General features: G+C 70.1%; 1 protein-coding gene. It reads right to left on the reverse strand.

The window, feature by feature from the left end:
- Positions 1 to 165 precede the first annotated feature (165 nt).
- Complete coding sequence (locus ABZZ20_RS36810; protein ID WP_356877414.1) at positions 166 to 1542, reverse strand: IS1380 family transposase; 1377 nt, start codon at positions 1540 to 1542, stop codon at positions 166 to 168.
- Positions 1543 to 1664: the final 122 nt, after the last annotated feature.

The following is a 1664-nucleotide window of genomic DNA, read 5'->3' on the forward strand; positions in this document are numbered from 1 at the left end:
TAGCCTCGATCTTTCGTGACGGTCCGTCGGATTCTCCGGCGGGCCGTTTCGGGGTTGTGTGCTGGTCGTGGGTAGGCCGGTGGCCCGGCTGTCGCGTCGGGTGGGCGCCGGGTTCCACGACTCCGGTGGGGTGATCAGGCTTGTTGGGACGGGGGACTCTGCCGGTCAGTCGGGGTTCGGGAGAGCGTCGAGTCGCTGGATCGCGCCTGTGATCACGTCGGTCCAGGGCCAGTGACGGCCGAACCGGAGGTGTCGGCGGCGGGCGGTGGTGACGAGCTGGGCGGCGGCGGAGAACAGTCGTAGCCGCAGACGGCGGGGTTCCCAGAGGCGGGGTTTGCCGGTCAGGGCGAGCATGGGCATCCAGGCCAGCAGGTCGAGTGCGAGCTGGATGATCTCCAGCCAGATCTGGTTCTGTGCGGTGTCGTGCAGGGGCAGGTTGCGCAGGCCGGTGGCGCGGGCGCCCCGGATGCGGTCCTCGGCCCGGGCTCGCTGGCGGTGCCGCAGTTCGAGTACGGCGATCGGGACATCGGTGGTGTTGGTGGCGAAGCAGGTGAGCCGCAGGCCGTCGGCGTCGGTGAAACGCAACTGGGCGCCGGGGTGGGGTCGTTCCTTGCGGACGATCAGCCGCATCCCCTTCGGCCAGCCCCTGAGTACGCCGCCGTCGAGCTCGGCGGTCCAGGCGCCGTCGCGGATCTCACCGCCCGGCTCGATCGCGGGCGTCCAGGCGGAGGTGGGGACCTTCAGTACGGCCTGGTGAATGGCGTCGGTAATGGTCATCCCGACTGAGTACGACAGCCATCTCCCGCGTTTCGTGAGCCAGGCCACGAACTCGTGGGTGCCGCCGCCGGAGTCGGTGCGGATCAGGGTGGACCGGCCGCGCCGGTGGCGCTTGGGGAGCTGGGCCAGGGCCAGTTGGGTGGCGGTGATGTGGTCGGCGGCGGTGTTGCTGCCCGCGTTCCCGGGCCGCAGCAGGGCTGCCACCGGCTCTCCTGTGCCGCTGCGTCCGTGGTCGACGAAGCCCATCAGCGGGTGGTGTCCGTAGGTCTTCTTCCAGGTCGCTGCCGCGTCCTGTTTGTCGGAGTGCGCGAGCACGAGCACCCCGTCCAGGTCCACGATCACCTGACCTGAAGCGTCCGGCGCCGAGGTCCCGGCCAGCTTCCAGACGTGATCACGCACTCCGGCCCGGGCGGACCGGATCGCGGTCAGGGCCTTCGGGCCGGCCGCGGCGAGGGTATCGATGAGCCGGGAGACGGTCGGGTCGGAGGCCACCGGGCCGAACACGGCCGGCTCGGCCCGCAGCATGCCCACATCGGCCAGGCAGTCCCCGCCGAGCGCGACTGCGAGGGCCACATCGAGCAGCATCTTGCCGGGATCGTGCACCGCCCGAGCCTTCCGCCACGGCGCGAGCGCCGCCGATATCGCGGTGCCCAGACCGGTCTCGCGGATGGTCACGGCCAGCAGCACGCCCCCGGCCTGGGAGACCACCGCCCGGCCACCGCCCTCGACGCGGACACGTGGGTAGGACCCGATACGCTTCTTCACCTGGGAAGTGCCTCCGACGGTGGCAGGAACAAGGACCTCGACAATCCTCATTCTTGCTGGTCAGAGGCACTTTTCGCTTACCTGATCACCTGTCGGACACCGTGCTTCATGAAAGCACGAGG

Origin of the sequence: Streptomyces sp. NPDC006430 (genome assembly GCF_040612395.1) — a bacterium.
GTDB lineage: Bacteria > Actinomycetota > Actinomycetes > Streptomycetales > Streptomycetaceae > Streptomyces.